General features: G+C 68.2%; 17 protein-coding genes. 2 read left to right on the top strand and 15 right to left on the bottom strand.

The features are described from left to right. Positions 1-20 precede the first annotated feature (20 nt). The 13 genes from V9K99_RS37985 to V9K99_RS37925 form a co-directional block, all read right to left on the bottom strand. Positions 21-452, bottom strand: coding sequence for a DUF2550 domain-containing protein (locus tag V9K99_RS37985; protein WP_337010138.1), 432 nt, complete (start codon positions 450-452; stop codon positions 21-23). A gap of 101 nt (positions 453-553) precedes the next feature. Further along, complete coding sequence (locus V9K99_RS37980) at positions 554-958, bottom strand: F0F1 ATP synthase subunit epsilon (RefSeq protein ID WP_337010136.1); 405 nt, start codon at positions 956-958, stop codon at positions 554-556. A 1-nt stretch (position 959) separates the two neighbouring features. Beyond that, positions 960-2,414: a F0F1 ATP synthase subunit beta gene (gene atpD, locus V9K99_RS37975; RefSeq protein ID WP_337010134.1), complete on the bottom strand. Its 1,455-nt coding sequence runs from the start codon at positions 2,412-2,414 to the stop codon at positions 960-962. Positions 2,415-2,419: 5 nt separating this feature from the next. Beyond that, positions 2,420-3,331: a F0F1 ATP synthase subunit gamma gene (locus V9K99_RS37970; protein ID WP_337010132.1), complete on the bottom strand. Its 912-nt coding sequence runs from the start codon at positions 3,329-3,331 to the stop codon at positions 2,420-2,422. 6 nt (positions 3,332-3,337) lie between these two features. Next, a complete protein-coding gene (gene atpA / locus V9K99_RS37965) occupies positions 3,338-4,978 on the bottom strand; it encodes a F0F1 ATP synthase subunit alpha (protein WP_337010130.1) in 1,641 nt (546 codons plus the stop codon). 93 nt (positions 4,979-5,071) lie between these two features. Beyond that, positions 5,072-5,869, bottom strand: coding sequence for a F0F1 ATP synthase subunit delta (locus V9K99_RS37960; RefSeq protein WP_337010128.1), 798 nt, complete (start codon positions 5,867-5,869; stop codon positions 5,072-5,074). Beyond that, entirely contained in the window at positions 5,869-6,441 is a 573-nt protein-coding gene (locus tag V9K99_RS37955; RefSeq protein ID WP_337010126.1) for a F0F1 ATP synthase subunit B, read from the bottom strand. The genes V9K99_RS37960 and V9K99_RS37955 overlap by 1 nt, the downstream gene beginning before the upstream one ends. A 29-nt stretch (positions 6,442-6,470) precedes the next feature. After that, positions 6,471-6,698 (bottom strand): ATP synthase F0 subunit C, encoded by a 228-nt coding sequence (atpE, locus tag V9K99_RS37950; protein WP_337010124.1) that lies wholly within the window; start codon positions 6,696-6,698, stop codon positions 6,471-6,473. An 81-nt stretch (positions 6,699-6,779) separates the two neighbouring features. Continuing rightward, positions 6,780-7,562 carry a F0F1 ATP synthase subunit A gene (atpB, locus tag V9K99_RS37945; RefSeq protein WP_337010122.1) on the bottom strand — a complete coding sequence of 261 codons (783 nt, stop codon included), beginning with the start codon at positions 7,560-7,562 and terminating at the stop codon, positions 6,780-6,782. Positions 7,563-7,659: 97 nt separating this feature from the next. Next, positions 7,660-7,875: a hypothetical protein gene (locus V9K99_RS37940; protein WP_337010120.1), complete on the bottom strand. Its 216-nt coding sequence runs from the start codon at positions 7,873-7,875 to the stop codon at positions 7,660-7,662. Positions 7,876-7,965: 90 nt separating this feature from the next. After that, positions 7,966-8,430 (bottom strand): hypothetical protein, encoded by a 465-nt coding sequence (locus V9K99_RS37935; protein ID WP_337010118.1) that lies wholly within the window; start codon positions 8,428-8,430, stop codon positions 7,966-7,968. 237 nt (positions 8,431-8,667) lie between these two features. Further along, a complete protein-coding gene (locus tag V9K99_RS37930; RefSeq protein ID WP_337010116.1) occupies positions 8,668-9,786 on the bottom strand; it encodes a glycosyltransferase family 4 protein in 1,119 nt (372 codons plus the stop codon). Then, positions 9,786-10,673, bottom strand: coding sequence for an L-threonylcarbamoyladenylate synthase (locus V9K99_RS37925; protein WP_337010114.1), 888 nt, complete (start codon positions 10,671-10,673; stop codon positions 9,786-9,788). The genes V9K99_RS37930 and V9K99_RS37925 overlap by 1 nt, the downstream gene beginning before the upstream one ends. 119 nt (positions 10,674-10,792) lie before the next feature. On the opposite strand from V9K99_RS37925, the gene V9K99_RS37920 reads away from it, so the two are divergent. Together V9K99_RS37920 and V9K99_RS37915 are read left to right on the top strand one after the other, a co-directional pair. Then, positions 10,793-11,815, top strand: coding sequence for an adenosine deaminase (locus V9K99_RS37920; RefSeq protein ID WP_337010112.1), 1,023 nt, complete (start codon positions 10,793-10,795; stop codon positions 11,813-11,815). Positions 11,816-11,905: 90 nt separating this feature from the next. Continuing rightward, positions 11,906-12,778: a hypothetical protein gene (locus tag V9K99_RS37915; RefSeq protein ID WP_337010110.1), complete on the top strand. Its 873-nt coding sequence runs from the start codon at positions 11,906-11,908 to the stop codon at positions 12,776-12,778. Here the strand turns inward: V9K99_RS37915 and prmC are convergent, their stop codons facing one another. Continuing rightward, complete coding sequence (gene prmC / locus V9K99_RS37910; RefSeq protein ID WP_337010108.1) at positions 12,779-13,606, bottom strand: peptide chain release factor N(5)-glutamine methyltransferase; 828 nt, start codon at positions 13,604-13,606, stop codon at positions 12,779-12,781. Beyond that, on the bottom strand, positions 13,603-14,679 hold the full coding sequence (gene prfA / locus V9K99_RS37905) for a peptide chain release factor 1 (protein WP_337010106.1): 1,077 nt from the start codon (positions 14,677-14,679) through the stop codon (positions 13,603-13,605). The genes prmC and prfA overlap by 4 nt, the downstream gene beginning before the upstream one ends. Between the last annotated feature and the right edge of the window lie 18 nt (positions 14,680-14,697).

Below are 14,697 nucleotides of genomic sequence, written 5' to 3'. Positions count from 1 at the left end.
GGCGGCGGCTGGACCTGGCCTCAGTGGTAGGTCTGGCTGCTGGGTGGGGCGGATTCCATCCAGGCCAGGACGCCGGTGAGGGCCTCTTCGGTCATGGCGAAGTGGACCGTGCGGTCGCGGAGCTCGGCGTCGACGATGACGTGGCCGGCGTAGGTGACCAGGGGCTCGTTGCCCATCGGGCGGCGGGTGGTGACGCCTTCGAGCTGGCGGCGGTTGACCACCAGCTTGGGCCACCAGGCGAGGCTGAAGACGCGGAACCACTGGAGCTCGTCGCCGACGTACCGGGCCAGGCCGAGGGCCCAGCCGCGTCCGTGGTCCTTCTGCGCCAACTGCAGGCTGCAATCGAACGTGCCGCCGTCCCTGGACAACCAGCGACGGCGGCACGCGAAAGCGATGATCAACAGTACGGCGGCAAGCAGACAGACCCCGACGACATCGAGGACTGTCCTCATACCTTGCCGACCCCATTTCCGGTGCCCATTGTCCGGTACTGCCCCGGGCACCGCCGGAGAACCGTACTGTCAGTGACGATATTCAATTATGACAGGTGGGGTCAGTCCGCCTTCTCGGCGGCCCTCACCCTCGCTTCGGCGAGCCGGACGTCTTCCTGGGCACCCTCGGTGTCGCTACCGGTGGCCAGGGCCCGCTCGAGATCGCGACGGGCCTCCTCCAGGTCGATGTCGTGACCCATCTCGGCGTTCTCGGCCAGGATCGAGACCCGGTCGTTGGCCACCGAGATGAAGCCGTCGGGTGCGGCCGCGACGAAGTACTCGTCGTCGACGGTCCGCACCTGCACGGTGCCACCCTGCAGCAGGCCCAGCAGCGGCGCGTGGCCGGGCAGGATACCGACGTCACCGTCCGTGGTCCGGGCGATGACGATCTTGGCCTGGCCCTGCCACACCGTCCGCTCGGCCGCGACCAGCGCGACCTCGAGGTGCTTGGCAGAATCCTCGGCCATCTCAGTTGTCCTTCTGCAGCTCGGCCCACTTGCGCTCGACGTCCTCGAGCGAACCGACGTTGAAGAACGCCTGCTCGGCGATGTGGTCGCACTCGCCTTCGGTGATCTTCTTGAAGGACTCGATGGTGTCCTTCAGCGGCACGGTGGAGCCCGGGATGTTGGTGAACTTCTCCGCCATGTAGGTGTTCTGGGAGAGGAACTGCTCGATCCGGCGCGCGCGGGCGACGGTGATCTTGTCCTCTTCGGAGAGCTCGTCGACACCCAGGATGGCGATGATGTCCTGCAGTTCCTTGTTCTTCTGCAGGATCTGCTTCACCCGGACGGCCACGTCGTAGTGCTCCTGGCCGATGTACTGCGGGTCGAGGATCCGCGACGTGGAGGTCAGCGGGTCGACGGCCGGGTACAGACCACGCGACGCGATGTCACGGGAGAGCTCGGTGGTCGCGTCGAGGTGGGCGAAGGTGGTCGCCGGCGCCGGGTCGGTGTAGTCGTCCGCGGGCACGTAGATCGCCTGCATCGAGGTGATCGAGTGACCCCGGGTCGAGGTGATCCGCTCCTGCAGCACACCCATCTCGTCGGCCAGGTTCGGCTGGTAACCGACCGCGCTCGGCATCCGGCCGAGCAGGGTGGAGACCTCGGAACCGGCCTGGGTGAACCGGAAGATGTTGTCGATGAAGAGCAGTACGTCCTGCTCCTTGACGTCGCGGAAGTACTCCGCCATCGTCAGCGCCGACAGCGCGACGCGAAGACGCGTGCCCGGCGGCTCGTCCATCTGGCCGAACACCAGCGCGGTGTCCTTGAAGACGCCGGCCTCTTCCATCTCGTTGATGAGGTCGTTGCCCTCACGGGTCCGCTCGCCCACGCCGGCGAACACCGACGTACCACCGAAGTTGTGGGCGATCCGGTAGATCATCTCCTGGATCATGACGGTCTTGCCGACACCCGCACCGCCGAACAGGCCGATCTTGCCACCCTGCACGTACGGCGTGAGCAGGTCGAGCACCTTGATGCCGGTCTCCAGCATCTCGGTCTTCGACTCGAGCTGGTCGAAGGCCGGCGCCTTGCGGTGGATCGGCCAGCGCTCGGCGATCTCGAACTCGGACTCGTCCTGGCTCAGGCACTTGCCGGTGACGCTCCAGACCCGGCCCTTGGTGACGTCGCCGACCGGCACGGAGATGGCCGCGCCGGTGTCGCGCACCTCGGCGCCGCGGACCAGGCCGTCGGTCGGCTTCATCGAGATGGCCCGGACGATGTTGTCACCGACGTGCAGGGCCACCTCGAGGGTGATGGTCTGGGTGACGTCGCCGAGCGTCAGGTCCACCTCTAGCGCGTTGTACATCTCAGGCATCGCATCGGCGGCGAACTCGACGTCGACGACCGGGCCGATCACCCGGGCGACGCGACCGACGCCCGCGGCGCCGGCCTCGTTGTTCTTCTCGGTAACCGTGGCAGTCATCTCTCTCACTCGCTCCCGGCGGATGCGTCGGCCAGCGCGCTGGCGCCACCGACGATCTCGCTGATTTCCTGGGTAATTTGGGCCTGGCGGGCCTGGTTCAGATCCCGCGTCAGCTTCTCGATCAGATCCTGCGCGTTGTCCGTCGCCGACTTCATCGCGCGCTGCCGGTTGGCCAGCTCGGAGGCCGCCGCCTGCAGCATGCAGTAGTGGATCCGGCTGGCGACGTACTTGGGCAGCAACGCGTCCAGGACGTCCTCGGCGGACGGCTCGAACTCGTACAGCGGCAGTACGTCGTCGGCCGCGGGGGCCTCCTCGCCCTCGACGACCTCCAGCGGCAGCAGCCGGATCACGTCCGTGCGCTGGGTCAGCATCGACACGAACCGGGTGAAGACGATGTGGATCTCGTCCACGCCGCCCTCCTCGGTCGGGGTCAGGAACGCCTCGATCAGCGCGTCGGCGATCTCCCGGGCCCGGGCGAAGCTCGGGCTGTCGGAGTCACCGGTCCACGACTGCGCGATCTCCCGCTGGCGGAAGGTGTAGTACGCCAGGCCCTTGCGGCCGCTGATGTACGGGACGATCTGCTTTTCTTCCTCGCGCAGCAACGTGTTCAGCCGCTCGCCTTCGCGGATCACGTTGGAGGAGTAGGCGCCGGCCTGGCCGCGGTCGGAGGTGATCAGCAGCACCGCCGCCCGCTTCGGGTTCGGCTTCTCGGTGGTCAGCGGATGGTCGACGTTCGAGAACGTCGCCACCGCCGACACGGCACGGGTGAGCTCACGCGCGTACGGACCGGCCGCCTGGGCGCGTTGCTGCGCCTTGACGATCCGGGACGCCGCGATGAGCTCCATCGCGCGGGTGAGCTTCTTGATCGTCGAGACCGAGGCCTTACGCTCGCGAAGCTCCCGCAGACTGGCTGGCACGGTTGATCAGCCCCGCTTCTGCCGGACGATCTGCTCCTGCTCGACGTCCTCTTCGTCCATCGCCTCGGCCGGCGCCTCGTTGGCGGCCAGCAGCTGGCCGTCCGAGGTCTGGAAGGTCGGCTTGAACGCCTCCAGCGCCTCGGTCACGGCCGCGGCTGCGTCGTCGTCGAACTGGCCGGACTCGCGGACACTGTCGAGCACCTTGCTCTCGCGCCGCAGGTAGTCGAGGAAGTCCCGCTCGAAGCGGAGTACGTCGTTGGTCGGAACGTCGTCGAACTTGCCCGTCGTACCGGCCCAGATGGAGACGGTCTGCTCCTCCACCGGGTACGGCGAGTACTGCGGCTGACGGAGCAGCTCCACCAGACGCTGACCACGGTCGAGCTGACGACGCGAGGTGGCGTCGAGGTCGGAGGCGAACATCGCGAACGCCTCCATCGCGCGGAACTGGGCCAGGTCCAGCTTCAGCGAGCCGGAGACCTTCTTCATGCCCTTGACCTGCGCGGCACCGCCGACCCGGGACACCGAGATACCGACGTCGATGGCGGGGCGGATGTTGGCGTTGAACAGGTCCGACTGCAGGAAGATCTGGCCGTCGGTGATGGAGATGACGTTGGTCGGGATGAAGGCCGACACGTCGTTCGCCTTGGTCTCGATGACCGGCAGGCCCGTCATCGAACCGGCGCCGAGCTCGTCGGACAGCTTCGCGCAACGCTCCAGCAGGCGGCTGTGCAGGTAGAAGACGTCACCCGGGTACGCCTCGCGGCCCGGCGGGCGGCGCAGCAGCAGCGACATCGCGCGGTACGCCTCGGCCTGCTTGCTCAGGTCGTCGAAGACGATCAGCACGTGCTTGCCCTGGTACATCCAGTGCTGGCCGATGGCCGAACCGGTGTACGGCGCGACGTACTTGAAGCCGGCCGGGTCGGACGCCGGGGAGGCCACGATGGTGGTGTACTCCATCGCGCCGGCCTCTTCCAGCGCACCGCGGACGGCGGCGATGGTCGAGCCCTTCTGGCCGATCGCGACGTAGATGCAGCGGACCTGCTTCTTCGGGTCGCCGGAGTCCCAGTTGGCCTTCTGGTTGATGATCGTGTCGATCGCGATCGCGGTCTTGCCGGTCTTGCGGTCGCCGATGATCAGCTGCCGCTGGCCGCGGCCGATCGGGATCATGCCGTCGATCGCCTTGATTCCGGTCTGCAGCGGCTCGCGGACCTCCTGGCGGTCCATCACACCGGCCGCCTGCAGCTCGAGCGCACGGGTGCCCTCGAGGTCCTTGATCTCGCCCAGGCCGTCGATCGGCTTGCCCATCGGGTCGATGACGCGGCCGAGGTACCCCTCGCCGACCGGCACCGACAGGACCTGCCCGGTCCGGCGGACCTGCTGGCCTTCCTCGATCCCGTCGAACTCACCGAGGACGACGACACCGATGTCACGGACGTCGAGGTTCAGCGCGATGCCCCGGGTGCCGTCCTCGAACTCGAGCAACTCGTTCGTCATCGCCGAGGGCAGACCCTCGACGTGCGCGATACCGTCACCGGCGTCGACGACCGTGCCGACCTCTTCCCGGCTGGATTCGGCCGGTTGGTACTCGTTGACGAACTGATCCAGGGCGTCCCGGATCTCCTCCGGCCTGATCGTGAGCTCAGCCATTGTGTTTCCTGCTTCCTTGACCTTGCTGGCCTGTTGTGGCCCTAAAGGCTTTCCCGACCCTTAGCACCATAAGGTTTATGTCGTTAAGAGCCGTCAGCCCGCGATGCGCCGTTGCGCTTCGTCGAGCCTGGCCGCGATGGTTCCGTCGATCACTTCGTCGCCGATGTCCACCCGGACGCCGCCGACGACATTGGGGTCGACGATGACGTTCAGCTGGATCTCCCGGCCGTACTGGCGGCCGAGCGCCTCGGCCAGCCGGGTGCGGTCGGCCTCGGACAGGTCGGTCGCGACCCGCACGGTGGCGATGCTCGCGCTGCGGCGAGCCGCCGCGGCGACCTGGTAGGCCCGCAACGAAGCGGCGAAGCCCCGTCCCCGGCCGTCCACCGCACGCTCGGCCAGCCGCACCGTGGTGGGGTCGGCCTTGCCCTGCAGCAGTCCGTGGATCAGTCCCTGCCGGGCGGTGACCGGAAGGCGGCGGTCGCTCAGCATCTCGCTCAGCGCCCGCTCGACCGCGACCACCCGCTCCAGCCGGAACAGCTGGTCCTCGACCTCGTCCAGGGTCCGCTGGTTGTCGGCGTACGCCACCTCGGCCTCGACACTCAACTGGTCCAGCGCGTTGCCCAGATCCCGGCCGCTGACCCAGCGGCCGGCCACGGCGGCGGTCAGGATCCCCAGCGCCTGGGCGGAGATCTTGCCGCCGAACAACTGCTCGACCAGTGCGGTGCGCGCGGCCTGCGGACGGGCCGGGTCGGTCAGGGCGCGCCGGAGCGAGCCGTTCCCGTCCAGCAGCCGGGCGACCGAGAACAACTCGGTGCCCAGCTCCTCGGCAGCGGTGACACCGGCCAGGGCCTCTTCGGCCCGGGCGAGTGACTCCTTCGACGCGCCGCGCATCAGCCGTCCGTTCCGACGGCCTGACGTGCGGACTCCGACGCCTCGAGCTCCTCCAGGAACCGCTCGACGGTGCGACGCTGACGCGCCTCGTCCTCGAGCGACTCACCGACGATCCGGCCGGCCAGGGTGGTGGCCATGTGGCCGACCTCGCCGCGCAGCGAAGCGACCGCCTGGGCCCGCTCCGCGTCGATCTGGGTCCGGGCGTGGGTGACGATGCGCTCGGCCTCGACGTTCGCCTGCTCACGCATCTCCGCGATGATCTGCGCACCCTGCTCGCGCGCGTCCTCACGGATCTTCGCAGCCTCCTGGCGGGCCTCCGCCAGCTGCGCGTTGTACTTCTCCAAAGCCGCCTTCGCCTCGGCCTGGGCCTGCTTGGCCTCGTTCATCCCGCCTTCGATGGCCGCGGTCCGATCGGCGTACGCCTTCTCGAACTTCGGGACGACGACCTTGGCAAAGGCGATGGCCAGCAGGACCAGGAAGACGAAGCCGAAGATGATCTCCGCGGTGTGCGGCATCAGCGGGCTGGGACCCTCAGTCGCCGCCTCGGTCAGCGGGAGCACTTTCGTCAACATGTCTGAGTCCTGTCAGTCAGGGGAAGGGATCAGGCGCCGCGGAAGACGAAGGCCAGGGCGATACCGATGATCGCCAGCACCTCGGTCACGCCGAAGCCGATCCATGCGATCGACTGCAGCTTGCTCTGGGCCTCGGGCTGCCGCGCGGTGCCGTTGATCACGGCGGCGAAGATCAGACCGACACCGACGCCCGGGCCGATCGCGGCGAGGCCGTAGCCCAGGACGGCAATGTCGCCGGTGATCTCGAGAGCAGTCATTGCAGTGTGTTCCTTTCGGTACGGATAGGGGCTATCCGGGTTTCCGTTACTACGGTCTAGGGGTACTGCGGGTGATGCGGATCAGTGCTCTTCGGCGATCGCGCTGCCGATGTACTGCGCGGTCAGCACGACGAAGATGTAGGCCTGGATGCACTGGACGAACAACTCCAGCCCGGCGATCGCCAGGCCCATCAGCAGCGTCAGGATGCCGACGCCGCCGAGCGCGATGCTGCCGGAGTGCAGCAGCATGTACTCGCCGCCGAGCACGAACACCAGCAGCAGGATGTGGCCGGCGAACATGTTCGCGAACAACCGCAGGCTCAGCGAGACGGGCCGGACCAGGATGTTCGAGATGAACTCGATCGGGATCATCAGCGGCATCAGCCAGCCCGGCACACCGGCCGGCATCGTCTGGAGCTTCAAGTAGCCCCCGACGCCGTGCTTCCTGATGCCGGCCGCGTTGTAGATCACCCAGGTCATCACCGCGGCGACGTACGCCCAGCCGACGTGGCTGAAGGTCGGGAACTGAATGAACGGGATCGACGCGGCGACGTTGTTCAGCAGGATGAAGAAGAACACTCCGCACAGGTACGGCACGTACTTCATGTGCTCGTGGCTGCCGATCGCGTCGCGGGCGATCGAGTTCCGGACGAAGTTGTAGCCGAGCTCACCGGCGAACTGGAGCTTGCTCGGGACGATGTCCGCCTTGCGGGACGCGCCCCAGAAGAACCAGACGATGACGACCACGGACAACGCGGCCACCAGTACCGGCTTGGTGAACCATTCGACGCCCGAGAAGATGGGCGGAAGGTCGAAGTCTGCTGGACCGGGTGGGTTGAACTCGGTCGAAACGCCGGCGATCACCGGGTCTCCTCTCGCGTCGTGCTCAAGTCGGACGCCTTGTGGCTAAGGGCAGGGCGGCTCAGGGCATGGCGGTCAACAACGTCAGACCCGGCAGGGCTCAGGACCGCGACCCGTACCGGAAGTGCAACATCACAATGCTCAGCGCGGCACCGAGGACGATGCCCACCGGGAGTAAGAACTGGGTGCCGAGCAGGCGATCCAACCCGAACCCGATGCCGCCGTACACCACGACACCGCCGATCAAGTAGGACAGGACCCGCCAGCCGTCGCCCGCATTCGGGGGTGATGGCTTCGGATCCTGATGCTCGCTCATTGGCACCCGAAAGGTACCAGTCCAGAACAGATCCGGTCACATCGGCACCCGTAACCCTCAGCACAGCAGGCAAACCACTACGCAGGGTGCTCATCCGGTGACCTCGCCGTCCAGGTCGTAGATCGGCACGCGCAGCCGCGACCAGGCCCAGATCTCGCCGGCCATCCAGCCCATCACGACGACCAGGGCGCAGACGCCGAGCACAGTCAGATTCACGTGCCGGGCCAGGCCTTCCGAGTTCAGCGCGAGGGCGAGCAGGCCGCCGAAGATCGCGATCCGCCCGGTGTAGGAGGCCATCGCGATCGCCAGTTGCATGGTCGGCGACGTACCGCGGGACAGGTGCAGCGCGACCAGGCCGGCGCCGGAGAAGACGACCACCATCAGCAGACCGAGCAGAGCACCCCAGAGTCCTTCGAGACCGGCGGCAACCGTCGAAACGGCGGCGGCGTTCACGCCGACCACGAGCGCGGCGACGAGTGCGCCGCGCAGCATGACCAACGCCGGGTGCCTGGTGGCCTGGCCGGCGACTTTCGGACTCTGAGCCGAGGGAGCCATCTGGTGGTTCCGTCCTGCTGGCGACCGGGTCTCACAGCCTGGTCGTCGGGTGGGCGGGGTCAGGGGTGTCGCTGTTCTTTGCTGGTGCTTGTGAAAACTAGCACAAAGTCTGCGCGGTCAGCAAAACGAGCCCCTTGCCGCTGTACAGGCACACCCTATCGGTAGGCCACGCTGACGAGTGGTCTGGTCCCCACCCGTTTGCTCCCAGACCCCGCTCGGACCCGGCTCAGACCCGGCTCAGACCTTGGCGAGCGGTTTCCGGGAACGGCGTGGGAGGCCGGTGGTGAGCAGGATCGCGGTGACCGTGACCGCCAGCACGATGAGGGCGGTCCACCAGAACAACACGAGCCCGAGGACGACGACGCCGTACGCGATCAAAGCGGTCCAGAGGTACATGAGCAGGACCGCGCGGCGGTGTGAGTGGCCGCGTTGCATCAGGCGGTGGTGCAGGTGCAGCTTGTCCGCGGCGAACGGCGAGCGGCCGGCCTTGGTACGGCGGATGTACGCCATCGTCAGGTCGAGCGCGGGGATCGCGAGGACTGCGATCGGGAGGATCAACGGGAGCAGCGCCGGCAACAGGCTGGAGCCGCCGGGCTCGTACGGGACCGCGTTCGGGTCCATCTGACCGGTCAGGCTGATCGTCGACGCGGCCAGCATCAGCCCGATCAGCAGGGCGCCGGAGTCGCCCATGAAGACTCTGGCCGGGAAGAAGTTGTGCGGCAGGAAGCCGAGACACGCACCGGCCAGGGCGACCGTGATCAGGGTCGAGGTGGTCGCCCGGTCGAGGTTCTGCTCGACGTTCAGCAGGTACGAGTAGGTGAAGAACGCGGTCGCGCCGATCGCGGTCACGCCGGCGGCCAGGCCGTCCAGGCCGTCGACGAAGTTCACCGCGTTGCAGGACACCAGCAGGATGCCGGCGGTGAGGACGGCGAGCTGTGCGGGCGGCGGGGAGACGACGCCACCGGGGAGCGGGAGCCAGTACAACTGGATGCCCTGGACAACCATCACGCCGACGGCGAGGACCTCGCCGGCCAGCTTGGTGATCGCGTCCAGCTCGTACAGGTCGTCGACCACGCCGACGGCGCAGATCACCACGCCGCCGATCAGGATGGCGCGGGCGTCGTGGGCGACCTGCAGGCTGTCGCCGAGGAAGGGCAGGCTGGAGGCGACCGCGAAACCGGCGATCAGGCCGCCGAGGATGGAGATGCCGCCGAAGTACGGGATCGGAACCTTGTGCACATCCCGGGCCCGGACCTTCGCGACAGCGCCGTACCGCAGGGCGATCTGCCGGGCCACGCCGGTCAGCAGGAAGGTCGTGGCCATGGCCACGAACAGGACCAGCAGGTACTCGCGCACTAGTCCGCAGGCCTCACATCGGGTTCGGTCGGCTTCTCGTCCTTCTCCGCAGACTTGGACGCCTCGGCCACCGCTTCGGTTGGCTCGTCACCCTCAACCGGCTTCTCGTCCTCGACCGGCTTCTCGTCCTCGACCGGCTTCTCTTCGTCGGCGGGCTTGTCGTCCTCGGCCGACTTGTCCTCGAGGGGCTTCTCGTCCTCGGCGGGCTTCGCTTCGTCTTCGGGCTTCTCGTCGTCGTCGGCCTCGAGGTCGCTGGTGACGTCGGGTACGACGGCGCGGAGTTGGGCGAGGGTGAGGGCGCCGAAGCGTACGACGTGGGGCGTGTCACCGGTGATGTCGACGATGGTGGAGGGCTGGCCGCCGGTTGCCGTACCGCCGTCGAGGTAGACCGCGACCGAGTCGGCCAGCTGCTCCTCGGCGTCGTACACGTCGAGCGCCGCCGGCTGGCCGCTCAGGTTGGCCGAGCTGACCGCGAGCGGGCCGGTGCGGGACAGCAGTTCACGGGTGTTCTCGTGGTCCGGCACGCGCAACGCGACGGTCCCCTGGGTCTCCCCCAGGTCCCACATCAGCGACGTCTGCGCGTGGCAGATCACCGTCAGCGGCCCGGGCCAGAACTCCTGGCAGAGCTTGCGTCCGGACTCGGGGACGTCGGTTGCGAGCGCGTCCAGCGACTCCACCACCGAGATCAGCACCGGCGGCGGCATGTCCCGGCCCCGGCCCTTGGCGTCCAGCAGTCGCTGGACCGCGTCGGACTTGAAGGCGTCCGCGGCGATCCCGTACACGGTGTCGGTCGGAAGGACGACCAGGTCGCCGGCCTCGATGGCGTCCACGGCCGCTCGATAGGCCGGTGCCAGCTCGTCGCCGGTGAAGTCGAAGCGCTCACTCACGCACCGAATCGTGCCACTCACGCACCCACCCGCTCCACTCGGGCTACCTCCGGCGTGATCTGACAAATGATTGTCAGCTTTCCAGCGCGTCCCGGTCGGACGTCTTTAGGATCCCGGACATGACTGTGTCGCGAGAGTTCCTCGCCGGCCTGCCGAAGGCCGAGCTGCATGTCCATCACGTCGGATCCGCCTCGCCGCGGATCGTCGCCGAGCTCGCCGCCCGGCATCCGGAGTCGCGGGTGCCGGCCGACCCGGCCGCGCTGGCGGAGTACTTCGAGTTCAGCGATTTCGCCCACTTCATCGAGATCTACCTGAGCATCGTCGAGCTGATCAAGACGCCCGAGGACGTCCGGCTGCTGACCTACGAGATCGCCCGCGAGATGGCCGGGCAGAACCTGCGGTACGCCGAGCTGACGGTGACGCCGTACACCTCGGTGACGCGCGGGATCGCGGCCGAGGCGTTCTGCGAGGCGATCGAGGACGCGCGGGTGGCGGCCGAGAAGGAGCTCGGCATCACGCTGCGCTGGATTTTCGACATCGCCGGTGAGGCCGGGCTCCCGGCCGCCGACGAGACGCTGCGGATCGCGACGAAGATCCGGCCGGAGGGACTGGTCGGGTTCGGGCTCGGCGGGCCGGAGATCGGCGTACCGCGGCCGCAGTTCGCCCCGCACTTCGAGGCGGCCATCGCGGAGGGGCTGCGGAGCGTGCCGCACGCCGGTGAGACGACCGGACCGGAGACCATCTGGGACGCGCTGCGCGTGTTGAAGGCGGAGCGGATCGGCCACGGTACGTCGACGATGCAGGACCCGGCCCTGGTCGACTACCTGGGCGAGCACCGGATCCCGCTCGAGGTGAGCCCGACGTCCAACATCGCCACCCGCGCGGTCGCGTCGTACGACGTCCACCCGCTGCGCGCGATGGTCGAGGCCGGGCTGGTCGTCACCATCAACTCCGACGACCCGCCGATGTTCGGCACCGACCTCACCAACGAGTACGCCGTCGCCGCCGAACTGCTGGAGCTGGACGAGGCCGGGGTCGGCGAGCTGGCCAAGACCGCCGTCCAGGTCTCGTTCGCCGAGGACTCGGTGAAGACCGCGCTGGTCGCGGAGATCGACGAGTACGTCGCCAACTCGTCGACGTAGGTCGAGCGTGGTTCTCTAGGTGGGGTGCGGAGAGTTCCAGGAGTGCTGGCGGTGCTAGGTGTGTTGCTGGGTGTGACAGCCTGCAGCGACGTGCCTGGCGCCGCAGCACCGAGTGCCACTCCCCCAACGTCGACCAGCCCGTCGCCGAGCCTTCCACCTCCTCCTGCTGATGGGGACCTGCCGCGAGGCGGGCGGACGATCTTCCCGAAGTACCAGCTCGTCGGGTACGTCGGTCTGCCCGGCTCACCGGCTCTCGGGCCACTGGACAAGGACCTGGACGTCAAGGCCGCAAGGCTGGAGAAGCTGTCGCGTGCGTACGCCGCCGGCCGGACACCGCTGCCCGTGATGGAGCTGATCACGGTGGTCGCGAAGGCAGGACCGGGCAAGGACGGGATGTATCGCGGCCGGCTGCCGGACGCGAAGATCCAGGAGTACCTGACCGTCGCGCGCAAGCACAGAATGCTGTTGCTGCTCGACATCCAGCCGGGCCGGGCCAAGATCCTGCCCGAGGTGAAACGGCTCGAACGCTGGCTGAAGGAGCCGGATGTCGGGCTGGCGTTCGATCCGGAGTGGGCGGTCGGTCCGAACCAGGTGCCAGGCCAGGTCTTCGGCCGTACGACGGGCGCCGAGCTCGACGGCATCGCGTCGTACCTCTCGGGTCTCGTGCGGACGCATCAGCTGCCGGAGAAGGTGTTCGTCTTCCACCAGTTGTCGCCGCGGATCGTGGCCGGGGAGCAGGCGCTGAAGAAGCACCCGGGTGTGGTGACGATCAAGTCGGTCGACGGGATCGGTGCCCGCGAGGACAAGCTGAAGACGTGGGGCAAGCTCACCCAGCGCTTGCCGGCCGGAGTGCATGCAGGCTTCAAGGTGTTCCGGGTCGAGGACGCCCGCCACGGGCCAGTGATGACACCAGCGCAGGTGCTCGCGCTGAGACCCCGGCCGGAGTTCGTGGTGTACGAGTAGCTAGATCCGCCGGCCCGTTGCGAAGCGGGGGCGGGCGGCGAGGTCTTGTTGGTCGCGGACCTCGGCGAAGAGGCCGGTGGTGGCGAAGACGGCGGGGGCGGACCCGCCCTGGACGTCGGCGTGTTCGCAGGCGAACCAGCCGCCGGGCTTGAGCAGGCGACCGGCGGTGGCAGCGACCACCTTGATCTCGTCGAGGCCGTCGTCACCCGACCACAAGGCCAACGCGGGGTCGTGGTCGCGGACCTCGGCGGTGACGGATTCCCACGCGGTCAACGGGATGTACGGCGGGTTGGAGATCACCGCATCCACCCGGCCGTCGAACTCGGGCAGGCAGCCGTCGATATCGCCCTCGTGCAGGACCGCACCGGTCCCCGCGAGATTGCGGCGCGCCCAGACACAGGCGTCTGGCGACAGCTCGACCGCATGTACGACGCTGTCCGGCCGCTCGGTCGCCACCGCGCCGGCGATCGCACCAGAGCCCGTGCACAGGTCCACGACCAGCGGTTCCTTGACGTCAGCCAGCTTGTCGAGGATCCAGCCGACCATCACCTCGGTCTCCGGCCGCGGCACGAAGACGCCTGGTCCGACGACGAGTTCCCGGTAGCGGAAGGCCGCCGTACCGGTCAGGTGCTGGAGTGGTTCGCGAGACGCGCGCCGGGCGATGAGCTCGTCGTACCGAAGCTTCTGCTCGGGGGTGGGCTCGGCGAGGTTCAGGCGGCTCGAGGCGGTGACGAAGGCGAGCAGCTCGGCGGCGTCGAAGTCGGGTGACGCAACGCCCGCTTCCCGCAACCGGTCCGCCGCCTCGGAAACCAGGGCCTTGGCACTCACTGTGACTCGACGGCCTCGAGGCGGGCGGCGAGGTCGGCATCGGTCAGTGCCTGGATCACCGGGGCCAGCTCGCCGCCGAGGACCTGGTCGAGGTTATGCGCCTTGTAGCCGACGCGGTGGTCGGAGAACCGGTTCTCCGGGAAGTTGTAGGTGCGGATCCGCTCGGACCGGTCGACGGTCCGGATCTGCGAGCGGCGGGCGTCCGAGGCCTCCTGGTCGGCGGCCTCCTGCGCGGCCGCGAGCAGCCGGGCCCGCAGGACGCGCATGGCCTGCTCACGGTTCTGCAGCTGGGATTTCTCGTTCTGCATCGACACCACGATGCCGGTCGGCAGGTGGGTGATCCGGACCGCGGAGTCGGTCGTGTTCACGCTCTGCCCACCCGGGCCGGACGACCGGAACACGTCGATGCGCAGGTCGTTCTGGTCGATCTCGACGTCGACGTCCTCGGCCTCCGGCAGCACCAGCACACCGGCCGCGCTCGTGTGGATCCGGCCTTGCGACTCGGTCACGGGGACGCGCTGGACACGGTGTACGCCGCCTTCGAACTTGAGCCTCGCGTACGGCGCCTCACCCGGCTCCGGCGTGCCCTTCGCCTTCACCGCGACGGTGATCGACTTGTACCCGCCCAGGTCGGACTCGGCCGAGTCGAGCACCTCCGTCTTCCAGTTCTGCGACTCGGCGTACTTCAGGTACATCTTGAGCAGGTCGCCGGCGAACAGCGCGGACTCGTCGCCGCCCTCACCGGCCTTGATCTCGAGGATCGCGTCCTTGTCGTCACTCGGGTCGCGCGGGACCAGCAAAACCTGCAGCTTCTCCGCCAGCTCGTCGCGGCGGGCTGCCAGCTTGGTGGCCTCCTCGGCGAACGACGGGTCCTCGGCAGCCAGTTCCCGGGCCGCCTCGATGTCGTCCGCGGTCTGCAGCCATTCGTCGTACGTCCGCACCACCGGCGCGAGCGCGGCGTACCGCTTGCCGACCCGGCGGGCATTGGCCTGGTCGGAGTGCAGCTCCGGATCCGACATCTGCCGCTCCAGCTCGGCGTACTCCGCCTTGAGCGTCTGAACCGCCTCGAACATTGTGCACTCCTCCCTTCG

This window comes from Kribbella sp. CCNWLW201 (assembly GCF_037203805.1).
Lineage (GTDB): Bacteria > Actinomycetota > Actinomycetes > Propionibacteriales > Kribbellaceae > Kribbella.
Note: the sequence above shows the minus strand (reverse complement) of the source record. Positions and strands in the feature narration are given on the sequence as shown.

What these genes read in the sequence shown, in the direction of transcription:
- V9K99_RS37985 (WP_337010138.1), bottom strand. Translation starts at nt 452, where the DNA reads ATGAGGACAGTCCTCGATGTCGTCGGGGTCTGTCTGCTTGCCGCCGTA.
- V9K99_RS37980 (WP_337010136.1), bottom strand. Translation starts at nt 958, where the DNA reads ATGGCCGAGGATTCTGCCAAGCACCTCGAGGTCGCGCTGGTCGCGGCC.
- atpD (WP_337010134.1), bottom strand. Translation starts at nt 2,414, where the DNA reads ATGACTGCCACGGTTACCGAGAAGAACAACGAGGCCGGCGCCGCGGGC.
- atpA (WP_337010130.1), bottom strand. Translation starts at nt 4,978, where the DNA reads ATGGCTGAGCTCACGATCAGGCCGGAGGAGATCCGGGACGCCCTGGAT.
- V9K99_RS37960 (WP_337010128.1), bottom strand. Translation starts at nt 5,869, where the DNA reads ATGCGCGGCGCGTCGAAGGAGTCACTCGCCCGGGCCGAAGAGGCCCTG.
- V9K99_RS37955 (WP_337010126.1), bottom strand. Translation starts at nt 6,441, where the DNA reads ATGTTGACGAAAGTGCTCCCGCTGACCGAGGCGGCGACTGAGGGTCCC.
- atpE (WP_337010124.1), bottom strand. Translation starts at nt 6,698, where the DNA reads ATGACTGCTCTCGAGATCACCGGCGACATTGCCGTCCTGGGCTACGGC.
- V9K99_RS37940 (WP_337010120.1), bottom strand. Translation starts at nt 7,875, where the DNA reads ATGAGCGAGCATCAGGATCCGAAGCCATCACCCCCGAATGCGGGCGAC.
- V9K99_RS37935 (WP_337010118.1), bottom strand. Translation starts at nt 8,430, where the DNA reads ATGGCTCCCTCGGCTCAGAGTCCGAAAGTCGCCGGCCAGGCCACCAGG.
- V9K99_RS37920 (WP_337010112.1), top strand. Translation starts at nt 10,793, where the DNA reads ATGACTGTGTCGCGAGAGTTCCTCGCCGGCCTGCCGAAGGCCGAGCTG.
- prfA (WP_337010106.1), bottom strand. Translation starts at nt 14,679, where the DNA reads ATGTTCGAGGCGGTTCAGACGCTCAAGGCGGAGTACGCCGAGCTGGAG.